The 22,509-nt window shown below is 55.0% G+C and carries 22 protein-coding genes and 1 tRNA gene; 15 read left to right on the top strand and 8 right to left on the bottom strand.

From position 1 onward, the window contains the following. Positions 1–2: 2 nt before the first annotated feature. Positions 3–1,013 carry an Ldh family oxidoreductase gene (locus ACR0NE_RS19270; RefSeq protein WP_170595190.1) on the top strand — a complete coding sequence of 337 codons (1,011 nt, stop codon included), beginning with the start codon at positions 3–5 and terminating at the stop codon, positions 1,011–1,013. A gap of 77 nt (positions 1,014–1,090) precedes the next feature. After that, positions 1,091–2,908 carry a BCCT family transporter gene (locus ACR0NE_RS19265; RefSeq protein WP_170595192.1) on the top strand — a complete coding sequence of 606 codons (1,818 nt, stop codon included), beginning with the start codon at positions 1,091–1,093 and terminating at the stop codon, positions 2,906–2,908. A 621-nt stretch (positions 2,909–3,529) separates the two neighbouring features. Here ACR0NE_RS19265 and ACR0NE_RS19260 read toward each other — a convergent pair. The 6 genes from ACR0NE_RS19260 to ACR0NE_RS19235 form a co-directional block, all read right to left on the bottom strand. Beyond that, positions 3,530–4,144, bottom strand: coding sequence for a YidC/Oxa1 family membrane protein insertase (locus tag ACR0NE_RS19260; protein WP_170398434.1), 615 nt, complete (start codon positions 4,142–4,144; stop codon positions 3,530–3,532). Positions 4,145–4,188: 44 nt separating this feature from the next. Continuing rightward, positions 4,189–5,637, bottom strand: a complete 1,449-nt coding sequence (locus tag ACR0NE_RS19255) for a hypothetical protein (protein ID WP_170566762.1) — start codon at positions 5,635–5,637, stop codon at positions 4,189–4,191. After that, positions 5,606–5,833: a hypothetical protein gene (locus tag ACR0NE_RS19250; RefSeq protein WP_170398438.1), complete on the bottom strand. Its 228-nt coding sequence runs from the start codon at positions 5,831–5,833 to the stop codon at positions 5,606–5,608. The genes ACR0NE_RS19255 and ACR0NE_RS19250 overlap by 32 nt, the downstream gene beginning before the upstream one ends. After that, the gene (locus ACR0NE_RS19245; RefSeq protein WP_170398441.1) at positions 5,826–7,322 is read right to left on the bottom strand and encodes an alkaline phosphatase family protein; all 1,497 of its coding nucleotides are present in this window, start codon (positions 7,320–7,322) and stop codon (positions 5,826–5,828) included. Before ACR0NE_RS19245 ends, ACR0NE_RS19250 begins: the two co-directional genes overlap by 8 nt. Positions 7,323–8,331: 1,009 nt before the next feature. Continuing rightward, positions 8,332–8,703, bottom strand: coding sequence for a DUF6538 domain-containing protein (locus tag ACR0NE_RS19240; RefSeq protein ID WP_480459943.1), 372 nt, complete (start codon positions 8,701–8,703; stop codon positions 8,332–8,334). A 125-nt stretch (positions 8,704–8,828) separates the two neighbouring features. Then, a tRNA-Thr gene (locus ACR0NE_RS19235) sits at positions 8,829–8,903 on the bottom strand. Positions 8,904–8,986: 83 nt separating this feature from the next. On the opposite strand from ACR0NE_RS19235, the gene ACR0NE_RS19230 reads away from it, so the two are divergent. From ACR0NE_RS19230 to ACR0NE_RS19185, 10 genes are all read left to right on the top strand, one after another. Further along, entirely contained in the window at positions 8,987–9,142 is a 156-nt protein-coding gene (locus ACR0NE_RS19230) for a hypothetical protein (RefSeq protein WP_170566770.1), read from the top strand. A gap of 6 nt (positions 9,143–9,148) precedes the next feature. After that, entirely contained in the window at positions 9,149–10,417 is a 1,269-nt protein-coding gene (gene murA, locus ACR0NE_RS19225; protein ID WP_170398447.1) for a UDP-N-acetylglucosamine 1-carboxyvinyltransferase, read from the top strand. Then, the gene (locus ACR0NE_RS19220; protein ID WP_170408222.1) at positions 10,414–10,890 is read left to right on the top strand and encodes a DUF2948 family protein; all 477 of its coding nucleotides are present in this window, start codon (positions 10,414–10,416) and stop codon (positions 10,888–10,890) included. Before murA ends, ACR0NE_RS19220 begins: the two co-directional genes overlap by 4 nt. Then, entirely contained in the window at positions 10,887–11,408 is a 522-nt protein-coding gene (locus ACR0NE_RS19215; RefSeq protein WP_170595199.1) for a GNAT family N-acetyltransferase, read from the top strand. The genes ACR0NE_RS19220 and ACR0NE_RS19215 overlap by 4 nt, the downstream gene beginning before the upstream one ends. 60 nt (positions 11,409–11,468) lie before the next feature. Next, positions 11,469–12,770 (top strand): histidinol dehydrogenase, encoded by a 1,302-nt coding sequence (hisD, locus tag ACR0NE_RS19210; RefSeq protein ID WP_170595202.1) that lies wholly within the window; start codon positions 11,469–11,471, stop codon positions 12,768–12,770. A gap of 98 nt (positions 12,771–12,868) precedes the next feature. Further along, the gene (locus ACR0NE_RS19205; protein WP_170398457.1) at positions 12,869–13,348 is read left to right on the top strand and encodes a UPF0262 family protein; all 480 of its coding nucleotides are present in this window, start codon (positions 12,869–12,871) and stop codon (positions 13,346–13,348) included. A 3-nt stretch (positions 13,349–13,351) separates the two neighbouring features. Then, on the top strand, positions 13,352–13,804 hold the full coding sequence (locus ACR0NE_RS19200) for an arsenate-mycothiol transferase ArsC (protein ID WP_170398460.1): 453 nt from the start codon (positions 13,352–13,354) through the stop codon (positions 13,802–13,804). A gap of 2 nt (positions 13,805–13,806) precedes the next feature. Beyond that, on the top strand, positions 13,807–14,205 hold the full coding sequence (locus ACR0NE_RS19195; RefSeq protein WP_170398462.1) for a ketosteroid isomerase-related protein: 399 nt from the start codon (positions 13,807–13,809) through the stop codon (positions 14,203–14,205). Next, the gene (locus ACR0NE_RS19190) at positions 14,198–14,791 is read left to right on the top strand and encodes a GNAT family N-acetyltransferase (protein WP_170595205.1); all 594 of its coding nucleotides are present in this window, start codon (positions 14,198–14,200) and stop codon (positions 14,789–14,791) included. Before ACR0NE_RS19195 ends, ACR0NE_RS19190 begins: the two co-directional genes overlap by 8 nt. A 144-nt stretch (positions 14,792–14,935) precedes the next feature. Next, entirely contained in the window at positions 14,936–15,697 is a 762-nt protein-coding gene (locus ACR0NE_RS19185) for a hypothetical protein (RefSeq protein WP_170408226.1), read from the top strand. Positions 15,698–15,752: 55 nt separating this feature from the next. Here ACR0NE_RS19185 and ACR0NE_RS19180 read toward each other — a convergent pair whose 3' ends face one another. Beyond that, positions 15,753–16,526, bottom strand: a complete 774-nt coding sequence (locus ACR0NE_RS19180) for a FadR/GntR family transcriptional regulator (protein ID WP_170408227.1) — start codon at positions 16,524–16,526, stop codon at positions 15,753–15,755. A 330-nt stretch (positions 16,527–16,856) separates the two neighbouring features. On the opposite strand from ACR0NE_RS19180, the gene ACR0NE_RS19175 reads away from it, so the two are divergent. From ACR0NE_RS19175 to dld, 3 genes are all read left to right on the top strand, one after another. Then, the gene (locus ACR0NE_RS19175; RefSeq protein WP_170398473.1) at positions 16,857–17,909 is read left to right on the top strand and encodes a TRAP transporter substrate-binding protein; all 1,053 of its coding nucleotides are present in this window, start codon (positions 16,857–16,859) and stop codon (positions 17,907–17,909) included. Between the two features lie 128 nt (positions 17,910–18,037). Next, complete coding sequence (locus ACR0NE_RS19170; protein ID WP_170595208.1) at positions 18,038–20,104, top strand: TRAP transporter large permease subunit; 2,067 nt, start codon at positions 18,038–18,040, stop codon at positions 20,102–20,104. Positions 20,105–20,118: 14 nt separating this feature from the next. Continuing rightward, the gene (dld, locus tag ACR0NE_RS19165; RefSeq protein ID WP_170595211.1) at positions 20,119–21,801 is read left to right on the top strand and encodes a D-lactate dehydrogenase; all 1,683 of its coding nucleotides are present in this window, start codon (positions 20,119–20,121) and stop codon (positions 21,799–21,801) included. Positions 21,802–21,834: 33 nt separating this feature from the next. Here dld and ACR0NE_RS19160 read toward each other — a convergent pair whose 3' ends face one another. Then, positions 21,835–22,458 carry a DnaJ domain-containing protein gene (locus tag ACR0NE_RS19160; protein WP_170398478.1) on the bottom strand — a complete coding sequence of 208 codons (624 nt, stop codon included), beginning with the start codon at positions 22,456–22,458 and terminating at the stop codon, positions 21,835–21,837. Positions 22,459–22,509: the final 51 nt, after the last annotated feature.

Genomic DNA, 22,509 nt, shown 5'->3' with positions numbered 1-22,509 from the left:
ACATGATCGAAACCCGTACCCTTAGCCTTGCTGAAATCGAGGATCTTTCTTTCCGTGCATTGGTGTCCGCGGGCACCAGCGAAGAAAACGCGCGCCCATTGGCAATTGCAACCGCCGCAACCGAGGCGGACGGGGTGGCGAGCCATGGTCTGGCCTATATCCCGATCTATTGCGAACATGTTCAGTGCGGCAAGGTAGATGGGCAGGCCACCCCTCAGCTGTCCCAGCCGCGCCCCGGCGTAGTGACGGTCGACGCCGCGACCGGGTTCGCCCACACGGCGATCGACACGGGATTTGAGGTGTTGACCAATACGGCGCGCACGCAAGGCGTTGCGGTGTTGGCGATCCGCAACAGCTATAACTGCGGCGTGCTGGGGTATCACACCTACCGGCTGGCACAGGCTGGTTTTGTGGGGCTTGGGTTCACCAACGCGCCCGCCTCCATCGCGCCGTCCGGGGGTGCCAAGCCCGTGGTCGGGACCAATCCGTTCTCAATCGCAGTCCCCGGAAACGATGGCCAACCCGCATTGCTGATTGATCAAAGTGCCAGCACCATCGCAAAAAGCGAGGTCATGAAACACGCACGCGAAGGCAAACCAATCCCGGTTGGCTGGGCGTTGGACGCAGATGGCAACCCAACGACCGACCCGAATGTTGGGCTTAAGGGTTCCATGGCCCCATCGGGTGGGTACAAAGGGGTTGGCGTTGCCCTGATGACCGAGGTTTTGGCTGCAGCGCTGACCGGTGCCACGCTTGGGATACACGCCTCACCTTTTTCGGGAACCGCCGGTGGGCCTCCGAAAACAGGCCAGTTCTTTATTGCAATTGACGCTTCTGCGACTGCGGATGACGCATTTTCTTCCAGAATTGTCGATCTTGTCGAAGCGATCCGATCTCAGAACGGCGCACATTTGCCCGGAGACGGCCGCCAGGCAAAGCGTTTGGTGGCCAAGAACGATGGTGTGGCTGTCAGTGTAGCGACCCTCGACAAAATAGAAGCTCTGCTGACGTAGGGCTCGATGGCGAAGCTCCGGGACGCTCATGAAGATCTTTCTGGAAATCAGGACACGTGCGAATAGGGAGGAAACACATGTCTATGAAGGAACCTTTTACCGATCTGGAGATCAAGCGATCTTCGGGCGGGTTTTATGAAGGGCACAGTGTTGAGATTGCCTTGCTGAGCAAGTCAATCATGGTCGCGCTGGTTATCTGGGCGCTTGTCTGGCCCGCAAATGCAAACGGAGTTCTTGGAAGCCTGAACTCGCGTCTGCTGGAAGATTTTAACGCCTTCTATATCGTTATTGTCGGCTTTTTTGTCTTTTTCCTGTTTGTCGTGGCGGCGTTGCCGCAAACCGGTAAGCGGCTTATGGGCCCAGAGGGCGAAAAACCAGAATTCTCGGATTTCTCATGGTTTTCGATGATGTTTGGCGCGGGCTTGGGCGTCGGTCTCATGGTGTTCGCTACCGCTGAGCCTTTAGGGCTGTGGGGATCGAACCCGGTTGTCATCGCGGGCGATGTCGTCGGCAATAGCGAAGACGCATTGCAGTCGGGATATCGCTACACTTTCCTGCATTACGGGTTTCACGCCTGGGCGATTTATGTGGTGACCGGCCTGTCGCTGGCCTATTACGCCTACACGCGCAACATGCCCCTGACTATTCGCACCGCGCTGACACCTCTGTTCGGCAAGCTGATGAACGGCTTCCTGGGCCACGTCGTGGATGTACTGGGCGTGGTGGCAACCATTTTGGGTGTTTCAGTTACCATCGGGTACGGGGTTTCGCAGTTCATCGACGGCCTTTACGCCATTTCGGGTATGGAATGGATGATGGATCTGACCGGTGACGCACCGGCCCCCAGCACTGTTGGTCTGCTGGCTGGCCTCATTGTGATCATGGGCCTCTCGATCATCTCGGCTGTCTCTGGTGTTGGTCGTGGCGTCAAGTACCTGTCTAACCTGAACCTGGTGTTGTCACTGATCCTGTTGCTGGTCTTTGTTGTCTTTGGGTCGTTCCTGTTCGCGATGACGACTTACGCAACTGCATTTGTCGATTACATCCAGCACTTCATTTCGCTCAGCTTTGGTGCTTTCAATCCGCAATCGGCGGCGGCGTTTGATGCTGCCCTGCCGAGTGAAGCAGCGCCGTTTGCCGATGCGCTTTATGCCGGTGCGACCAATCCTTGGGGATCGTTTGACGGGTTCAAATCTGGCCTGGAAGGCGACGCCGCCGCGCTGCCGGAATCTGTTCTAGCTTCGGTCTACGCCGCAGGTGATCCGGGTCGGCAGTTTGGCTGGCAAGCGGGCTGGACCACGTTCTACTGGGCCTGGTGGATCGCGTTTTCGCCGTTCGTCGGCCTGTTCCTGGCGCGCATTTCCAAGGGACGCTCTGTGCGTGAGTTCATCATCGGTTGTGTCTTTGCCCCTGCGCTGGTCTGCTTTGCGTGGATGACCATTCTGGGTGGCACCGCGATCGATCTAGAACTGAATGGTACCGCCGAAGGCGCCATCATCGGGGCGTCGAACACCGCCAAGCTGTTTGTCACCTTGCAAGAGATGATCACCGGTGGGCTGTTGTCTGGCATCACCGTGATGTGCGTCGTCCTGATCATGACCTTCCTGGTCACCTCGGCGGACTCGGGCATTCTGGTGATGAACACCATCATGTCTGGCGGCGATCAGAACATCGGTAACAAGCACAAGATCGTCTGGGGCCTTATCCTGACAGCGGTGATTGGCGCTCTGATCCTGGCTGCGGGTGAAAACAATCCGATGGACGCCTTGCGAAATGCGATGATCATCGGTGCGCTACCCTTTACGATGGTCATGGGCCTGATGTGCATAGCGCTCGCCAAGGCGCTTTATCGCGATGGTCTGAGGCAAAAGCAGACCACAGCACCTGCGGAATAAACCTAGGCACGGGCGGTTGTGATGCAACCGCCCGCTGTCATCAGGCGCTTGCGCGCGCGTCAACTTCAACTCAATTCAATGAAAATGCCAGTGGCTGAGACGCCACGTGATCGTGCACCATTCGAAGCATTATGTCGGACATGAAGATGGTGTGCCCGGAGGGAATTGAATTTGGATGAGGGAGTGCCAATACATTGATTTAATGATATAAAACCATACGTAGAGCAGCTATGTGTGGCGGTCCTGCGGAGGCGTATTGGCCAATATCATGACTAACATAAGCTACAATGTAACTTCGGCAATTGTTGAAGGAATATCCTTCGCAAGCTTCTCGATAGCCGAACACTTCTACCTACGCGTCCTCGCATTTAGTCAGGATATCGTGAATGCACCGCGCAGCCTTCAGCTCAAAGCAAAGTCACTCTACAAACTTTGCAGATTCTCAGATACGCACCAAACATCATTTCGCCACCGTTTCTACAGTGAACTTTATTGGTCAGCTAAATAAAAGCTGCCTCCTGTAACCGTGAATTCACTGCCGGACGACACTGGAGCTGTCTCCTAAAACGGGAGAGGCAATCTGGCGCGAGACACAGGTTGTCGCCAACCGAAAATTCACCTCTAACGAGGATTCTGGCTTCTCGCCGCAAAAAAGATGATCCCGGCACAAATGTTCATGCTAATCCAGTAGAGTATTAGTGCAGATGCAAGTGAATAGACCAACGCAAATAGAACAACCGACACGATTAAGTAACGGATCAATTGATCCTTTTGGTTATGCCAGCGCAATAGGGCCTCGCTAATTCCAAGGAGCAACATTAAGATAGGGAGTAAATTTAATCCAAAAAACAGATGATCTTGTTCCGAAAGATCACTAATTAACAAAAAGCTAACGCCTTTCAATTCATCCGAGCCTCCAAAAATAAAGATCGCCGAAATCAGAAATGGAAGCATAACAACGAACGATGTTCCGGCGACGATCGATTTGATTGGATGATAGCCGTGTTTTTCATAAACTTTTTCAACTACTTCGAATCGTTTTTCGCCTTTTAGTCCAGCAGCTTGCTTTGCGATATCGATGTCGACCAACTGCTTGACCGCAAGAAATTTATCCTCGGACTTTTTCGCCCACTTCTTAAGCGGGATGGTCAAAATCGAGATCACCATTGCAAGCAGAATTATCGATAGCCCAGCAGAATTCGTTGCTGTCCACATCAAATCGAACAGCAAGTCCATCGGATATATAACCGGCAACAGGACCGTATAAACAACATCCCCTATCACTGTGGCTCAATATGGTAAATCACGCGCTTACCGCCTTTGAGGTCTTTGGAAGTACGCACTTTAAAGCGCTCTTTTAGCTCGTGCTCGAAGGCCACGCGGTCGTAATCCAGATACTGTTCCGTTTTGTTCTGCAGCAATTTGACGACCATCTCGTCGTGCCGATCAACGAACTCAATAACGATGTCGCAATTGAAAGACCGCAACCAGTCTAGGAACAATGCCATCGGGATATTGGCAGAAATCCGAATGTGGTGGACAAGGGCCAGAACCAGAATTGCATCTGGATTGGCGCGACTGTCGAATGAAGAGCGTTCCTTGCCTGCCCATCCCTGATTGGGGGAGACGTTGGACAAATCCAGCACTAACGGCAAGATGTTGTTGTGCACCGAGTGACTGGATTCATGCATAAACAGTTTCTGGACCGCATCGTGGTCGCCATCAGCTGCAATGACCAAGTCTGCATGTTCCGCAGCAATTTTTGAAAAAGTGCCTGTGTTGCAGCCGATATCCATTAGGCAATAAGGTTTCTTTTCTTGTACGAACTTTTGTACGAAACCTTTTTTCGCTTGGAGTTCCTCGTCATCGTAAGTGTGGGTTTTGTCGTATTCCGACCAGTCCGTGTGCTCGATGTTCACAGAGAGCGACTTGACCAGTCGCGTTACACTTTCAACAAGTGCCAGTACGTATTTTCGACTGACTTTGCGCTGACTTCGGTCCTGAGCGGGAACGGCATCGCGTTCACGCGCCTCAATCCGCTTTTCTACGCGAGCAGGTAGCATGATGTGGCTAGCGACACCGCGCTTGAAACGGGAGAAACCTCTGAAAAAGTTCGCAGCCTCAACCGGAGGTATACCGTCCAAGTAGGACCGTAATAATGGAAGGTGATTGATGCCCAGATGACTACGCATCATCAACGGCGTCAGAAAACAGCAACAAAACTGTCGGTATGCCAACCAGGGTTCGCCTTCCTGCCAAGGCACAAACGATGGGATGTCAATAAAGACTGGTGCCGTACCTTCAAACTGGATGTTAAAAGGTGTTGAGTCCTTAATGGTCCACCCAGCTTCCAGCGCGTCGGTCAAGATACGCAGATGCAATAGAGCCGCTCGTCTTAGCATGGCGAACGACCATTCGTAAGAGTAAGAAACGATCGAGACAGGCTCATGCTGCATCACACCTGCCCATCCGGCTTCTAGGATTTCCTTTGCAACAGGATCGTCAGGCGCGCAAAGCTTGGTTTTTACAACGCGCTTTTCGATCTCAAGTTGTTGGTAGAAGGGCTCAGTCTGGAGCTTTTTGAAGTTCTCAAGCGTTTTATTGTCGACGCCTCGAAAAATCGCAGAACTGCCATTTTCGGGTAAGTCAATTGTATATACACGGCTGCTGGGGTCACGAAAGGAGCCACTGTTTGCCTTAGTCATCGAGCGCTCGACTGTCTTCTTCATCGCTTTTTGTGCCAAATATCTTTCGCTTCAGCTTATAGAAGTACTTGCGGAACGTGTAAGCAATCGCTGCGAAGAACCCGAGAATTGTGGTTACAATGACGCTCCCCGAACCTGGATCCACGTATGCCAGAGCAACGGATGGGTGCACAATGGCAGCGGCAATGATGAGCAATGCCAATTTCTTGCGGCTATTCATATACATAGTCCTCGAATTTATCACTTACGCCGTCAACGCTTTGGTTGATTCTATAGACTTGATCCAGTTCCTGATAGCGACCCTCGGTCAGGCACTTTAAGATTGCTTCCGCACCTTGAACGCTCGTCGTATACGTCTGCTCATTTCTCAGGTCCACATAGGTTTTACAACGTCCCTTCGGAAAAACGCCCCCTAATATCCCAAAACGGTCATGTACAAAGAACTCTGGGTCTTTCGCAAAACGGGTCTCCCAAGTTCCCCGGCTCCGCCAAGGGCCGTGATCACCGAAGATATAAAGAATCGCCGTGGGATCTTCCCGCTCAAGCTGGTCCAGAAGCTGGTTCAACGTTTGCTGTGCTTCCAAAGAACGCTCCAGGTAGAAGTCATTGTAAGCGGCATCGGCTTCTTCGTCTTCGATCAAAAAGTCTTTGCCGGTGTGACCTGGGGAGTAGATGGAGGCCAGTAAGAACTGCGGCTCCTTTTGACGTGACAGATAAGACACGAAATCAAGTACATGTGCTGCTTTGTCGACCTTTGTATCGGACTTGTTTTTGTCGATGAATCGGCAGAGACCAAACAACGACACCTGTCGAAACTTGCTATCATTGAATTCGCACGCGCCCGCTGTTCGCGACGGAATATGATACCGATCCACATAGCTGCCCTGTTCGGTCCCAAAGTATTTTCCGGCATAGGCCGTGTTGATTTCGTAACCATTGTTGCGGAAAATTGCGTTTAGTCGACCGTCGTACTTACCCGTATAGAGTTCAAAACTTTTACGTTTGCCGCGATCAAATTCATCAACCTCCATCCGTAGCATTAGATTCATCGCATATTTTGTGGGGACACGGACCGAAAACAGATTCTCGAACCTGTCCATTCTGGTATAAACTGGTTCGTGGAAAGCTGTCTCTTCAATGCCCATGTAGCGAGATGTCAGGCTTTTGGGGTGAATTGAGTCAAACGAGATAAGATAGACATTTGGTTTTGTATCAAACGTGATATCTTCGATGCCTGGAAACTCTGTGTTTTCAGCCTCTTCATTCGCATCCAGCATGTCCCGCCCAGGGACAAGGATGAAAATCACAGCCACGATTACAGCAACTATTGCCCGGCCCCGAACGCCCAAGCTCAGAACGATGTAAGTCAAATAGATCGCAAGGAGGCAAAGGCCAGCCATTGCTATCATCGGAAGCAATACGAATGCTTCGACCATCGACCAATTAATCGAAAAAACAGCGGCAGCGAAAAGCACACCCGTCAGAGCTCGGGCCGCTATTGCAAGCTTTGAAGGCAACAAATTTGCAACGACAACCATTGCAATAAGGGCGGAAGAACAGGCCAGAAAGGCTGTTCTGATGTAGTCCAACTCAACGGGGCGAAATTCATTTCTAGCGCTGAAAACTGTATCCAGCGTAAAAATCGATAGCGCTACAACTAATATGAATGCGCTTAAGAAAATACCCAGGAGTCTTTTGCGATTATTCATTGCAGAGAAATCAACTTTCGGTCTTCAGACGAGTGTTTAGAGAAAAGTACCATTTTCTTCAATTGCGGGTGGTTAAGGCTGGTTGAGAGCTCGAGAGGGACCGGTACTACACACTAGGGCTTTTGAAAAGTAGCTAGAGACAGTTCCGAGAGATTTTTAACGTGTTTTGCAGATCGGTCTTCGATGCAATCTGATTGGAACTGGCTCGCGGGCTCTAGTGATTTGGTTTTCTTCCGTTGGACTGGTCCTCCACTATGTTTAGGAAACCGGAGGAGGCACATTGCAGACAGGCGATCGAAGCCCGGGGAGGCAGTCACGAAATTGCGACAGATTGAAGTTCTGGCAGGGAAAGAGGTACCACTTTGCCTAACGTGAGGAGCATTGCACGTCAGAGCCACCCGTCTCGATGGTGACCAAAAGGTCCCGTAGGGATCACATTGAAATAGACCGGTCTGGCACCTTGACGGGAGATCTCAGCCCAGGCCCTGGCCATTCCGCAGCTGGTTCAAAGTCGTCATAATCGTCCACCACGTCATCACCCATGTGGACGTACCGCTTTAGTTCCATGAGGCGGCAGCGGCATGCATTAGTGCAAAGACAGAACTGCACCTCGTCGGTACCTAAAGGGCGCGTATTGATCGTCCATCGGTAGCTTCAATCCTTTTTCGTCTCGAAGGTAGTCACACTAATCTGCAATGTCCTTAGGCCTTACTCGAGAGATATCCTCGTGCTCCGGATAGGCAGCCAACGTGTCTTTCTTATGAGCGAAGTCTCAATCGTTGCATACATTCCCGTTGCTCAGGTGGTCTTTCTGTCACCGCTCCGTGAGATGGGTGAGTGCTGGGCCTTCTGCCGCCTTTTTTTGATACGCCTTCGGGTTCCCATTCGGGGAAACGCATGACCTGAGGGTCCGGGGTGAAATCGCCTTCCGTTCTCTTCAACTGCTGGCTAGCCGCCTGAATCCAAGACCTGTGGACTTCACGTAGTAATCGCGCACGCGTCGGTTCGTCTAAAGCAATACCTTCTTCCGCCAGTATCTCGTCAGCACATCTCCGTACCATTTTTTAATAGCGCCTTCGGTAGCTTCCGCTTGTTGGCTCAGGTGCAGTACACGGTTCCATATCTCAGGTTCACCCGGTTCACTATCTAGCATTTCCATCAGGCGGAAATACACGCGACCAGAAAGAGCAACGATCTTTTTCAAAGGGAGGGTTTCAGGCTTTGACCGCGGGCACGCCCACTGCTTTTGGATTTTGGCGTATTCAGCCGCAAATCTCTCTTTGGCCTCTGCAGGGTCTCTGGTGCGGAGTGACTTTGACACCTCGGCACGGTCGACGATTCCCTTAAGGTCCGCCGGAACTCGCACCCTGATGTAGTATATTCCGCTGTTTTTTGTCTTTGCCTGGTGTAGGCATGATAAGCGTCACTGTGTAGAACTCCTATGTAGGAGACTGCAAGCGCAAGCCGCTGTTTTATCGTAAGTTTCTGATGTAAATAAGGAAATCATGGTGCTGCTGGAGAGAATTGAACTCTCGACCTCTCCCTTACCAAGGGAGTGCTCTACCTCTGAGCTACAGCAGCGCTGTGGGCGGGTGATTAGACTCAAACGAAACGCGGCGCAAGGGTGTCTGGACGGTTTTTTTCTACTCCTGTAGAGAAAGGCAATGGCAGACAAAAATTCACCTAAAAAACACGGCAAGTCCGGGGAAACGCGCGAAGACCGTCTAAAGGCGGCGCTAAAAGCGAATATGGCGCGGCGCAAGGCTCAGGCCATGGCGCGGGCCACCTCCGGGGACAAAGCCGGCAAGGACGAGGGATAAGAGCAGATGGATTCGATTCTGGTAACGGGTAATGGCCCGCTGAACGGGCAGATTCCCATTGCGGGGGCGAAAAATGCGTGTCTGACGCTGATGCCCGCGACCTTGCTCAGCGAAGAACCGCTGACGTTGACCAATGCGCCGCGTTTGAGTGACATCAAGACCATGACGGCGCTGCTGCGGTCGCTTGGGGCCGAGGTGTCTTCGCTGCAGGATGGTCAGGTCATTGCGATGTCCAGCCATGACCTGAACAGCCACACGGCGGATTATGACATCGTGCGAAAAATGCGCGCTTCGAACCTGGTGTTGGGGCCGATGCTGGCGCGGCTGGGGCAGGCCGTGGTGTCGCTACCTGGTGGATGTGCAATTGGCGCGCGCCCGATGGATTTGCATGTCGAAGGGCTTGAGGCGCTGGGCGCCGAGATCGAGCTTAAAGATGGCTATTTGCACGCGAAGGCGTCGGGCGGGCTGAAAGGTGCTGTGCATGAGATGCGCTTTGCCTCGGTTGGCGCGACCGAGAACATCGTCATGGCCGCCACGCTGGCCAAGGGCACCACGGTGCTAAAAAACGCCGCGCGCGAGCCCGAGATTGTCGATCTGGTCGAATGCTTGCGCAAGATGGGCGCTCAGATTTCGGGTGAGGGGACCTCGACCATCGAAATTCAGGGTGTCGATCGTCTGCACGGCGCGACCCATCAGGTGGTGACCGACCGGATTGAGCTGGGCACTTATATGCTGGCCCCGGCGATCTGCGGGGGCGAGGTTGAGCTGCTGGGCGGACGCATGTCGCTGGTCGAATCCTTCGCCGCCAAGCTGGATGCGGCGGGGATCAGTGTTTCTGAAACCGACAAGGGGCTAAAAGTTTCTCGTAAGAACGGGCGTGTGACCTCGGTCGATGTGGTCACCGAACCCTTCCCCGGCTTCCCGACCGATCTGCAGGCTCAGATGATGGCCCTGATGTGCACTGCCGAAGGTGTGTCTGTGCTTGAAGAGCGTATTTTCGAGAATCGCTTTATGCATGCGCCCGAACTGGTGCGCATGGGCGCGAATATCGAGGTACATGGCGGCACGGCCACCGTAACCGGGGTCGAACGATTGAAAGGTGCTCCGGTGATGGCGACAGACCTGAGGGCCTCGGTCTCGCTGATCCTTGCCGGAATGGCGGCGGAAGGTGAGACGGTTGTCAGCCGGGTCTATCATTTGGACCGCGGATATGAACATGTGGTGCGCAAGCTGGAAGGCGTGGGCGCAAAGATCGAACGGATTAAAGGTCAATGACAGACGCGAGTTTCAAAGACGGCCGCGAGGCACCGCTGAACCTTGGAGCCGAAGATGCCGATGACCTCCAGGTGATTGCGACCCTGACGCAGGATGCGGTTTTCCCGGTGACCGAGATGACATGGCAACCCGGCCAGCGCCGCTTTGCGCTGTTGCTCAATCGCTTTCGCTGGGAAGACAAGGATGCCGCTGCCCGGCGCGGTCGCGCCTACGAGCGGGTGCAGGCCGTTTTGATGTTCGGCTCGGTTCTGTCGGTAGCCAGTCAGGGCATCGACCGCAGCGACAAGGACATGATCCTGTCTCTGCTCTCGGTCGAATTCGAGCCAAGCGAGGATGGTGCGGGACAAATCCTGTTGACCTTGGCAGGCGACGGCGCGATCCGCCTGTCGGTTGAGGCCATCGATGCAACGCTCAAGGATGTGACGCGTCCCTACAAGGCGCCTTCTGGACAAGCGCCCCATCACCCCGAGTGAAGAATAAACGTGGCATCGCTCAGGCCTTCCCGAATCCGCCACGCGGCATCGCGGTGCGGCGGGCAACCGTGTTTGATGTATTCGACATCAGCCGTGTTCTGATCCGATCGATCCGTGACCTCTGTCGGGCGGATCATCTGGATAATCCCGAAAACCTTTCCCGCTGGTCTGCCAATAAGGATCCGGCTTCGGTCCGAAACTGGATCGATAATGGAGCAATCCTTTGGGTCGCTACGCAAGTGGGAGTGGTTACTGCAGTGGGCGGTTTAAGTGGCGAGGGTGAGATATCTCTGCTCTATGTCGATCCCGATCACGCAGAGCGCGGGCTCGGAGCAGCGCTGCTGCACCGGTTGGAAGAGGAACTGCAAGCACGTGGCGCCTCTGAGGCGCATCTGCACGCGACCAAAACGGCACATTCGTTCTATCTGGCGCACGGCTGGCATGATGTCGGCGACCCGACGGAATGGCACGGCAACCCCCAATTCCCGATGCGCAAATCGCTGCACCCAACGGCCTAAGGGTTGAGGCCACCCGGCCCGGGCGATAAGACCCGTTGAAACGCTTCCGGAGTCTCTCACATGCCCGCTTTCCTCGATACGACCTCCGCCGATTTCGAAACTGCATTTCAGGCGCTGTTGTCCGCCAAGCGCGAGGACAGCCCCGATGTGGATGCGGTTGTGGCGCAGATCATCGATGATGTGCGGACCCGTGGTGATGCTTCGGTGATCGAACTTACCGCGAAATTCGACCGGCTGGAGCTGACGCCCGAGACCATGGCCTTTTCATCCAATGAGATCGCCGAGGCCGTCGCGCAGGTCACGCCCCAGGACCGCGCCGCGTTGGAACTGGCAGCAGAACGCATTCGTGCATATCACGAAAAGCAGATGCCCGAGGATCATCAGTGGACCGATGAGGCAGGCGCAACACTCGGCTGGCGCTGGTCGGCGGTGTCGGCTGCGGGGCTTTATGTGCCGGGCGGATTGGCTTCATACCCGTCGTCGGTTTTGATGAACGCAATACCTGCGAAGGTGGCGGGCGTAGACCGGTTGGCCATTGTCGTCCCCACACCTGAGGGTCAGGCAAACCCGCTGGTCCTGCTGGCGGCACAACTGTCGGGCGTGGATGAGATTTATCGCATCGGCGGCGCGCAAGCTGTGGCCGCGCTGGCTTATGGCACCGAAACCATTGCGCCGGTCGATAAGATCACCGGCCCGGGCAACGCCTTCGTGGCCGCCGCGAAACGCCGTGTATTCGGCAAAGTCGGCATCGACATGATCGCGGGCCCCTCGGAAATTCTGGTCATTGCAGACAAGGACAACGACCCCGACTGGATCGCGCTGGACCTGCTCAGCCAGGCCGAGCATGACGAAAGCGCCCAATCCATTTTGATCACGGATGACGCAGAATTTGGTCAAGCCGTGACGCAAGCGGTGGAAAAACGTCTTGAGACCCTGCAACGCCGCGCCATCGCCCGGGCCAGCTGGCGCGACTTTGGTGCCGTAATCACTGCGCGCGATTTGGACGAGGCTGCCGCGTTGTCCAACCGCATCGCGCCCGAACATCTGGAACTCTGCGTGGCCGACCCGGTGGCGTTAAGCCAGCAAACGATCCATGCCGGTGCCATTTTCCTTGGCCAGTACACGCCCGAAGCCATTGGCGATTATGTCGGCGGCCCCAATCACGTGCTGCCCACAGCGCGTTCGGCGCGCTTTTCGTCTGGCCTTAGCGTGATGGATTTTCTCAAACGCACAACGCTCAGCCAGATGACACCCGAAGCTTTGCGCGCCATCGGCCCGGCGGCTGAAACGCTTGCGCAATCCGAAAGCCTCGAAGCGCATGGCCTGTCCGTTTCGGCGCGCCTTAACCGGCTGAATGGCTGAAGTGACGCAATGACTTGGCACGCATGGCGCTTCTGTACGTTGCTCAATGAAAATCGTTGTTATAGGTCTGTGCAGACGCAAGGATTGTGACCGTTAAGATGACCCGTATTTCGCATATCGAACTGGACGACCGAAATCTGCCCCCGCCGACACCGGAGATCGAGCAGGAGCGGAAGGTCGCCATATATGATTTGCTTGAAGATAACTCGTTCACGCTGCCAGCGCGCGACGATCGGATGATCCCCGACGGGCCCTACCATGTGCAGCTATCAATCCGTGACAAGCGACTGGTTTTCGATATCGCCACCGAAGCCAGCGAGAAGGCGGCTGAGTTTCATCTGTCGCTTGGTCCATTCCGGCAGGTCGTAAAAGACTATTTTCAGATCTGCGAGAGCTATTTCGATGCGGTGAAAACACTGCCGCCCAGCCAGATCGAAACGATCGATATGGCTCGGCGCGGCATCCACAACGAAGGCAGCCGCGTGTTACAGGAAAGGCTGGAAGGCAAAGCTGAGGTTGATACTGATACTGCCCGCCGCCTTTTTACGCTCATCTGCGTCCTTCATTTTGGAGGCTAACGGGTGACGCCTCTGCCGCAGTCCATTCTGTTCTGTTGCGACCACAATTCGGTTCGGTCACCCATGGCCGAAGGCATCATGAAGAAGTTTTACGGCACCGGCACCTATGTGCAATCCGCCGGTGTGCATAACGATCTTGAGATCGATGGGTTCTGCATCGCAGCCTGTCAGGAGATTGGCGTTGAGCTGTCCCGTCACCGCTCGCGTTCTTTTGACGAAATGGAGCAATGGGGCGATGACCTCAGTTCATTTGATCTGATCGTGGCCCTGTCACCCGCCAGCCAGCGAAAAGCGCTGGAACTGACGCGTTTTTTTCACCTCGATGTCGATTATTGGCCAATTATGGACCCTACCGGACTAGGTGAAACCCGCGAGGACAAGCTACGTCATTATCGACAAACCCGAGATCAGATCATCGCGCATCTGAAAGACCGCTGGGGTGAACCGACGGAGTGACCATGAACCCGACCGTGAAAACTTATTTTGATGCCTTCAATGCCGGTGATGTAGATGGCATGCTGGCCTGCCTGTCGGATGACGTGGCCCATCATGTCAACGAAGGTCAGATTCGCGTCGGCAAAGAGAAATTTGCCGCCTTCTGCGCGCATATGAACCGCTGTTACCGCGAGAACCTGACGGATATCGTGATCTTCGAGGCCGAAGGCGGCACCCGTGCTGCGGCTGAGTTCATCGTCAACGGAACCTATCTGGAAACTGATGAAGGTTTGCCAGAAGCGTATGGGCAGACTTACCGCTTGCCTGCGGGTTCTTTTTTTGACCTTAACGACGGGAAGATCACCCGCGTGACCACGTTTTACAACCTTGCGGACTGGACCAAACAGGTCTCGAATGGCTGAAATTTCGCAGGTCCGCGCAATGACCGGATCGACATTGGTCGACGCGTTGGATGACGTCGCGCGCCTGCGGATCGACGTATTTCACGCTTGGCCATATCTCTATGATGGCGATCTGGAGTATGAGCGGAAATACCTGCAGTCTTACGTCGACAGCGCCAGGGCCATCGTTGTCGGAGCGTTCGACGGTGATACTTTGGTGGGTGCTTCGACGGGTGCACCCTTGACGGATCACGCCGACGATTTCGCGGCCGCGTTCGAAGGCTCGGGCCTGTCGCTGGGCGACATCTTCTATTGCGCAGAATCGGTTCTGCTGCCGGAGTATCGCGGGCAGGGCGCAGGCCATACGTTCTTTGATCTGCGCGAAGCCCACGCCCATGCGATGGGATTCACCAAAAGCGCCTTCTGCAGTGTAGTACGCCCTGACGACCACCCCATGCGACCAGATCATTGCCGCCCGTTGGATGCCTTCTGGCGCGCGCGGGGATATGCGCCACTTCCTGGCGTCGTGGCGCAATTCTCGTGGAAGGATCGAGGCGACGATTGCGAAACCCAAAAGCCGCTTCAATTCTGGATTCGGGATTTATAAGCCATCCATGCGCGTCGCGCCGGGTGTTTGAAACGGGTTGTGGCATTGTGAGTTGGCGATGACATGTGCGGCCGAATTTGCCTGAAACACCCTGTGATTGTATAGTTTCACTTATTCAATTGCGCGTTTTCATGGGGAAATTTGATGAAGTCCGTTTTCAATCGCCTGATTCCGGCCTTGGTGCCGCTGACCTTGATCACCGGTTGTGCCTACGAGAATAGGGCCTTTAATGCCGAGCAAACCGTGCTGTCGAATACATCGGGAGACGTTATCCAGCACGCTGTTGGGATCGGGGGTGCGTTTGAAACGGCACCAAAAACATTTCAGTCCACAAGCCTGTTGCTTGAACGCGGTCCTATTCGTACGTCGTATTATGCGCTGCAACTTTCAGATGCCTACAAAAGGCTGGGCGACGAAGCAGCGCGCAATCGGGACCTGACAGCGGCGGCACTGATCACTGTAGCAGGCGGTGCCGCGCTTGGAAGTGCGGCCTCGATCTCAGGAAAAGACCTGGCCTTGGTCTTGGCCGGTGGAGCTTTGATCAATGAAGGCGTTAAATACGTAAACCCTAACAGCGCGGCGCAGGCTTTCTACGTGGCATCCGAGTCAATGGCGTGCGCAAGCGCTGCGATTGCCGCCCATGTGCCCGTGGACACTCCACCTGACATTCGTGTGTCTTCTCTGGCCCTTTGGTACATTCGAAAAATTGAGGTTTTGCTGCGCGCGGGATTGAAGCGGGACGTACCGGACTGGAACACGTTGCTCAAAAACCTTGGTTTGACGAGGCAAGGAGCCAATGAGGTGGACGCTCTGCGAGCTGGAGACATAAACCTCAGTGCATTGGAAGTAGACCTGGAAAAGTGCCTGAGGCGAGAACCGGTCGAGAAAGGCAGAGCCAAGACTTAGTACGTCGTGCGGGAGACTTTTCCGTGGTACAAAAAATACGCCTCTGTTTTTGACCTCAATCCGAAAACTGCCGCCGTTTTGCTGCGCGGATCTCGCGAGCTTGTTGTTCTTGACCAACGCGAAATGAATCCTCGACGAAATCCATATGCGTGCGTGCGGCGGTTTCTGCACGGTCCGGGTCGCCATCGATGATGGCCTGCGCGATTGCCTTGTGCTGATCAAGCAGTGCTTCACCCGTGCCGTCCATCGAGCGCAGGAAGCGGCGGTTGTAGAACACGCCTTGGCGCGTGAGGTCATAGATGGATGCCATCATGTGGATAAGGGTCGTGTTTTGGCTCGCATCGACAACGGCGGCGTGCAGTCGAAAATCAGCCTCTTCACTGGCATCCTGATCGTCATTCTCCCAGGCTCGCTGCATTTCATCGATGATTTCTGCGATCCGTTCCTTGTCGGACTGTGTGGCGCGCTGTGCGGCGAGGCGGCTGGCAAAGGCCTCTTGCTCGCGCCGGTATTCAAGATAATCGTAGAAAGCACTGCCGTGCCGGGCATAGAGAGACAGAAGGGCGGGCGACATGGCACGACCGGTCAGTGGGGCGATAAAGGTGCCCTCGCCATGTCGCACGGTCACCAAGCCGCGATTTTCGAGGATTTGGAGTGCTTCGCGCAGCTTGGGGCGTGAAACGCCTAGGGCTTCCGCAAGCTCCCGTTCAGACGGGATTTTGCGACCCTCTTTCAGGATTCCATCAACAATCATTGTCTCGATTTGTGCAACGACAGCATCGGCAATTGATTCGTGACCAACGGGATCAAAGAGGCTGTTCGTGCTCATAATTCCTGTCCGGTAGTTAGATTAAAGATCGTCGAAGTTGTTTATAATATTTACCACTAGCTTTCGACATTGCAAGAAAAACTACCCAAAAATACGGATGCTCGCTGCACGTATAAGCGTTTGTTTTTATTGAGTGTCGCAAAATTATTCGAAAATTTTGGGTTATGAAAGGTCAATCTTGGTTATGAGCCACACCACCGCGGCGTAGCCAAATTGGTAAATAAAATTGTTGACTGAATGACAAGGTAAACAATATTTACCACTTAAGCCGTGCTCGCGGCGAGAGTGACAGCCAGACCACCGGCTGATCTTTACCTTGGAGGAGAACCCATGAAGACCACCCTGACATCGCTTGCCGTTGCGGCCTCGCTGCTGGCAGCCCCGGTTGCCCACGCGGCGGATAAGATGCTGCTGAAAACCCCAATCGCGTTTTCAACCGCTCTACCGGGCCTCGGCTCGCCGATCCCGCGCGTGGCCGAACAGCTGGACCTGATGTCCGGCGGCACGCTGAAGATGAAGGTTTACGAACCGGGCAAGCTGGTCCCGCCGTTTGAAATTCTGGATGCGGTGTCTTCAGGCAAGATCAATTCGGGCTATACCACCGCCGGCTACTGGGCGGGTAAGATCCCGGCTGCACCGTTGTTCTCGGCCGTTCCGTTTGGCCCTGAGGCGGGTGAATACATGGCGTGGCTGTACTATGGCAACGGCATGAGCTTGTATCAGGAGATGTATGATCAGGCCGGTTTCAACGTCCATGTCATTCCCTGCGCCATTATCGCTCCCGAAACCTCGGGCTGGTTCGCGAATGAGATCAACAGCCCCGAAGACCTGAACGGCCTGAAGATGCGCTTTTTCGGTCTGGGCGGTGAAGTGATGCAGAAGCTGGGTGTGGCGACGTCACTGCTGCCCGGCGGCGAAATCTTCCCGGCACTGGAAAAAGGCGCGATCGACGCGACCGAATTCTCGATGCCTGCCATCGACGCACGCCTCGGTTTCCACAAGTTGGTCAAGTACAACTATTTCCCCGGCTGGCACCAGCAAGCGACGGTGTTTGAACTGATGATCAACAAGGACGTCTGGAACGAAGCCAGCGATCAGCACAAAGCGATCATCGAAAATGCCTGTAAGGCTTCGATGGCTGACAGCTTTGCCGAAGGTGAGGCGATCCAACACGCTGCGCTGCTGGACAACGTTGAAAACAATGGTGTTCAGATCAAGCAGTGGAACGACGAGATGCTGTCGACCTTCCGCGCGACCTGGGAAGAGGTTGCCGCAGAACAGGCCGCCAACGACGAATTCTTTGCCAAGGTTCTGGCCGACATGAACGAATTCCGTGACGGTTATGCGGTCTGGAAAGAAAACGCATTCCTCCCCCGCAAGTAAATTTGCCGCTTGCGATTATCCGGGGGCGGCTTCCTTCCGCCGCCCTCGGACCCTTCTGATTTTCTTTATTTTCCCCAACGACCCGGGCGCATTCACGTCCCCACTGCCAAACTCTTGAGGAGGAGACCATGGCCGAGACACAGCGTCATCAGGACGACCCGATTGAAGTCTATGAAAGTATCCTTGAACATGGTGAGCCCGACCGTCAAAAGCTGGCAGTAGCGATCGACAACGGTGTCAAAGCGGTGGGTCATGTGGTCATGTGGGCCAACTTGCTGCTAGTTGCGGCCATCGTTTCGCAAGTGGCGATGCGCTATCTGCTGAACCAGAACTATCCCAAGCTGGATGAGATTCAGTGGCATTTCTATGGTCTGGTGACGATGATCGGTATCTCGTATGCCTTGGTTACTGACAGTCATGTGCGGGTGGACTTGCTGCACATGCAGCTCAGCCAGCGCGCGCGCCGGATCATCGAGATCATCGGAATCTTCACACTGCTTGTGCCGTTCATCTATCTGATGATCGATCAGGGCTATGACTATTTCTACGAAAGCTGGAGGGTCAACGAATCCTCGGACAGCCCCACCGGCCTGCACGCGCGTTGGGCTTTGAAAGGTGTGATCCCGGCCAGTTTTGTATTGCTAGCATTGGCTGCAGCGGCGAGGCTGATTCACGACGTGCACGCGCTATTCATGAATTTGGATGAAGAGCGTCAGGGCAAGGGCCTGCGCCTGATCATCTGGGCCCTTCTGGGCTTTGCTGTGGTCGCAACAGCGCTGACCTTCCTGGTTGAAACAACCGAGGAAAAACTGGTCATCGCCATGTTCCTGACCTTCATCGCGTTGCTGTTCACCGGATTCCCGGTGGCGTGGACGCTGGCCGGGGTTGGCGTTGCCTATTGCGGTCTGGCCTATCTGTTCGACAATGGCATGATGAACTGGACCGGGCTTGAGGAAACGCTGACCGGTCTGGACTATCTGACGCTGGGCGCGGTGGTGAACCGGGTCTATGCCACCATGTCAAATGCGGTTCTGGTGGCGCTGCCAATGTTCATCTTCATGGGCCTGATGTTGGACGAATCCGGTGTGGCCGAGCGTTTGATGTCTTCGATGCAGCGCCTGTTCGGCACGGTGCGCGGCGGGCTGGCGATCACGGTAACGATGATCGGCATCATTCTGGCCGCCTCGACCGGGATCATTGGGGCGTCTGTGGTTCTGTTGGGCGTGCTTTCGCTGCCGTCGATGATGGAGCAGAAATACAGCCCCTCATTGGCCGCCGGTGTGGTCAGCGCTTCAGGCACGCTGGGCATCCTCATCCCGCCGTCGATCATGCTTGTCATCATGGCGGACCAGATGGCGCTATCGGTCGGCGACCTATTTATGGCTGCAGTGTTCCCCGGCGTGATCATTGGCGCGCTCTACCTGACCTATATTTTTGTCATCGCCCTAATCAAACGCGACGTGGCCCCAGTACCCGAAGGCGCAACCCGTCCTGACTGGAACGCAGTCAAGGACGTGCTGATTGCAGTCCTGCCGACGCTGGCCCTTATCCTCGCCGTGCTGGGCTCGATCTTCGCGGGTTTGACCACACCGACCGAAGCCTCGGGCGTGGGCGCGTTGGGAGCCACTCTGCTGGCGCTGGGATATCGCAAGCTGACGCTGGCCAAGCTGGTGAATGTGCTGAAAGCAACGTTCAACACCACCGCCTATATTTTCGCGATCTTCCTTGGTGCGACGGTGTTCTCCTATGTCTTGCGCGAACTGGGCGGCGACGCGCTGATCGAGGATATGATCCACGGTACCGGGCTCGGCCCAAATGGCACTGTCTTCATGATCCTGTTCATCGTCTTCCTGCTGGGCTTCGTGCTGGACTGGATCGAGATCACGCTCATCGTTCTGCCCTTGATGCGCCCCATCGTGAACGGGCTGGGCCTGGATATCGACGGCTTCGGTGTCATCGATGAACCTGCGCTGGTGTGGTTCGTAATCCTTGTGGCGGTGACGTTGCAGACCTCTTTCCTGACACCTCCGGTTGGATTTGCGCTTTTCTATCTGAAAGGGGTCTGCCCGCCCGAGATCAAGCTGACTGACATCTACAAAGGGATTATCCCATTCGTGATCCTGCAGCTGACCGGCCTGTTCTTTGTCTTCTTGTGGCCGCAATTGGCCACGTGGTTGCCCTCGGTCGCGTATTAACGGAGGGTAGCGGGATGAACGATGCCGATCTGATCAAGCGTCTTCAGGCCATTTGTGGGCGGCGGCGCGTTTTGACTTCGTCGCGCAGCACCCGCCGCTTTCGCCGAGGGTTCAGATCGGGTGAAGGGGACGCGCTCGCGGTGGTTCAGCCCGCTACGCTGCTGGAACAATGGCAGGTGCTGCAGGCCTGTGTTGCCGCTGACAAAATTGTCATCATGCAAGCCGCCAATACCGGCCTGACCGAAGGGTCTACGCCCAAGGGTAGCTACGATCGTGATGTAGTGTTGATCAACACGCGGCGGATGGACGATCTGCATCTGATCAATGATGGCAAGCAGGTCATCAGCTTTCCGGGCAGCACACTGTTTGCGCTGGAAAAGCTGCTGGACCCGATTGGCCGCCAGCCGCATTCGGTGATCGGATCTTCGTGCATCGGTGCCTCAGTCGTTGGCGGGGTGTGCAACAACTCGGGCGGTTCGCTGGTCGAGCGCGGCCCCTCCTATACCGAGCTGTCACTGTACGCGCGGATCACTCAGGACGGCGAGCTTGAGTTGGTCAATCATCTAGGCATGCAATTGGGTGATACACCCGAAGAAATCCTGACCCGACTGCAGAACGGTGATTTCTCAGCAACTGATATCGAGACCGACAATCGCAAAGCCTCTGACACCGATTACGCCCGTCGGGTGCGTAATGTAGATGCTGAAACGCCAGCACGCTTTAACGCTGATAAGTCGCGTCTATACGAAGCAGCGGGCTGCGCGGGTAAACTGGCGGTTTTTGCGGTTCGGCTGGATACATATGCCAAGAACGAAGCAGAACGTACTTTCTACGTCGGGGCGCACGACACCGAGGCATTCACGGAATTGCGCCGTCGCATCCTGTCCGACTTCAAAACCCTGCCGGTCAGCGCTGAATACATGCATGAGGAGGTATTCGATATCTCTGACCGCTATGGCAAAGACACCATGGTGATGATTGACAAGTTGGGAACCGACCGTTTGCCCACTTTCTTTGCGCTGAAGGGCGCGGTGGACGCGCGTTTGGAAGGCATACCGGTTCTCGGCAATTTTACCGATCGTTTCATGCAGTTCGCGATGCGACTTTGGCCCGATATCCTGCCGCGCCGGATGCGGGCCTATCGGGATCGGTATCCGCATCACCTGATACTCAAAATGCGCGATGGCGGTATCGATGAAGCGCGCGATCTACTCAATGACATGACTGCCGAAGACAAGCTGGATTTCTTTGAATGCGACCTGCGTGAGGCAAAGATCGCTGGGCTACATCGTTTTGCTGCCGCAGGTGCAGCCATTCGTTATATGAAGGTTCATGCAGCCGAAGTGGAAGATATCATCGCCCTAGATATCGCGCTGCGCCGCAATGACGTCGACTGGTTCGAAGACTTGCCAGTTGAGATCGCGGATCAACTGGTCGGCAAACTCTACTATGGCCACTTCATGTGTCATGTTCTGCATCAGGATTACATCGTCAAGAAAGGCGCAGACCCGAACGCGTTGAAGGCCGCAATGCTAAAGTTGCTGGACAAACGCGGCGCTGAATACCCGGCGGAACATAATGTTGGCCATCTCTATGCAGCCAAACCCGATCTGGCAGCTTTCTACAAGTCGATCGATCCCACGAACAGTATGAACCCGGGAATCGGAAAGATGTCCCGCAACAAGCACTATTCGTGAGATGGAACGCTGCTGACCCGTATCCGTTGAATACTACTTGAAGCTGCGGCTGTCCTTGATCTGATCCCAGGCCCAGACGACCTCTTGCAACTGCTCTTCCTGAGATCGGTCACCACCGTTCATATCCGGGTGCAGCACCTTGATCAGCTTCTTGTAGGCTTTGCGAATCTCTGCCTTCGACCAGCTATCTTGCGCTTCGAGGATCTCAATCGCGCGGCGCTCAGTCGGCGGCAGGCGTCGACCGCCGGAATTGGCGCGGCCGGGATTTTTGGTGGCGTTTTCGCCTAGAACCTGATGCGGGTCCTCGATCCCCAGACGTGCCCAGGCACGGGCCTCGGGATCGCCCATCGGTTTGGTCTCACGCTCCCACACTTTGTCCTTCGAACGCTGCGCGTTCAGTTCGGCCTCGGTGGTGCCGTCGAAGAAATTCCACTTCTGGTTATATTCGCGCACATGTTGCTGGCAGAACCAGAAAAAATCATCCAGCACGTCCGGAGCTTTGGGCGCGCGAAACTTACCGGGTTCTTCACAGCCCTCATGATCACAGATTCGCACCGAAGTTTCGGACGCACCTGACATACCCCGACGGCCGCGCGGCTTCTTTTTCTTAGCGCTCGACACGGACATATCGAATCCGAAGGGATCTGACTTTACCATCTGCACAACCTCACGAAGGCATCTTTTCGACTCGGAGGCAGCAGTTTAATC

The sequence above is a fragment of the Ruegeria sp. C9 genome, from assembly GCF_056537585.1.
Note: the sequence above shows the minus strand (reverse complement) of the source record. Positions and strands in the feature narration are given on the sequence as shown.

Bases quoted from the DNA above. Each gene is read 5' to 3' on its own strand.
- ACR0NE_RS19270 (WP_170595190.1), top strand. From the start codon at position 3: ATGATCGAAACCCGTACCCTTAGCCTTGCTGAAATCGAGGATCTTTCT.
- ACR0NE_RS19265 (WP_170595192.1), top strand. From the start codon at position 1,091: ATGTCTATGAAGGAACCTTTTACCGATCTGGAGATCAAGCGATCTTCG.
- ACR0NE_RS19260 (WP_170398434.1), bottom strand. From the start codon at position 4,144: ATGGACTTGCTGTTCGATTTGATGTGGACAGCAACGAATTCTGCTGGG.
- ACR0NE_RS19255 (WP_170566762.1), bottom strand. From the start codon at position 5,637: ATGAAGAAGACAGTCGAGCGCTCGATGACTAAGGCAAACAGTGGCTCC.
- ACR0NE_RS19250 (WP_170398438.1), bottom strand. From the start codon at position 5,833: ATGAATAGCCGCAAGAAATTGGCATTGCTCATCATTGCCGCTGCCATT.
- ACR0NE_RS19245 (WP_170398441.1), bottom strand. From the start codon at position 7,322: ATGAATAATCGCAAAAGACTCCTGGGTATTTTCTTAAGCGCATTCATA.
- ACR0NE_RS19230 (WP_170566770.1), top strand. From the start codon at position 8,987: ATGGCAGACAAAAATTCACCTAAAAAACACGGCAAGTCCGGGGAAACG.
- murA (WP_170398447.1), top strand. From the start codon at position 9,149: ATGGATTCGATTCTGGTAACGGGTAATGGCCCGCTGAACGGGCAGATT.
- ACR0NE_RS19220 (WP_170408222.1), top strand. From the start codon at position 10,414: ATGACAGACGCGAGTTTCAAAGACGGCCGCGAGGCACCGCTGAACCTT.
- hisD (WP_170595202.1), top strand. From the start codon at position 11,469: ATGCCCGCTTTCCTCGATACGACCTCCGCCGATTTCGAAACTGCATTT.
- ACR0NE_RS19205 (WP_170398457.1), top strand. From the start codon at position 12,869: ATGACCCGTATTTCGCATATCGAACTGGACGACCGAAATCTGCCCCCG.
- ACR0NE_RS19195 (WP_170398462.1), top strand. From the start codon at position 13,807: ATGAACCCGACCGTGAAAACTTATTTTGATGCCTTCAATGCCGGTGAT.
- ACR0NE_RS19190 (WP_170595205.1), top strand. From the start codon at position 14,198: ATGGCTGAAATTTCGCAGGTCCGCGCAATGACCGGATCGACATTGGTC.
- ACR0NE_RS19185 (WP_170408226.1), top strand. From the start codon at position 14,936: ATGAAGTCCGTTTTCAATCGCCTGATTCCGGCCTTGGTGCCGCTGACC.
- ACR0NE_RS19180 (WP_170408227.1), bottom strand. From the start codon at position 16,526: ATGAGCACGAACAGCCTCTTTGATCCCGTTGGTCACGAATCAATTGCC.
- ACR0NE_RS19175 (WP_170398473.1), top strand. From the start codon at position 16,857: ATGAAGACCACCCTGACATCGCTTGCCGTTGCGGCCTCGCTGCTGGCA.
- ACR0NE_RS19170 (WP_170595208.1), top strand. From the start codon at position 18,038: ATGGCCGAGACACAGCGTCATCAGGACGACCCGATTGAAGTCTATGAA.
- dld (WP_170595211.1), top strand. From the start codon at position 20,119: ATGAACGATGCCGATCTGATCAAGCGTCTTCAGGCCATTTGTGGGCGG.
- ACR0NE_RS19160 (WP_170398478.1), bottom strand. From the start codon at position 22,458: ATGGTAAAGTCAGATCCCTTCGGATTCGATATGTCCGTGTCGAGCGCT.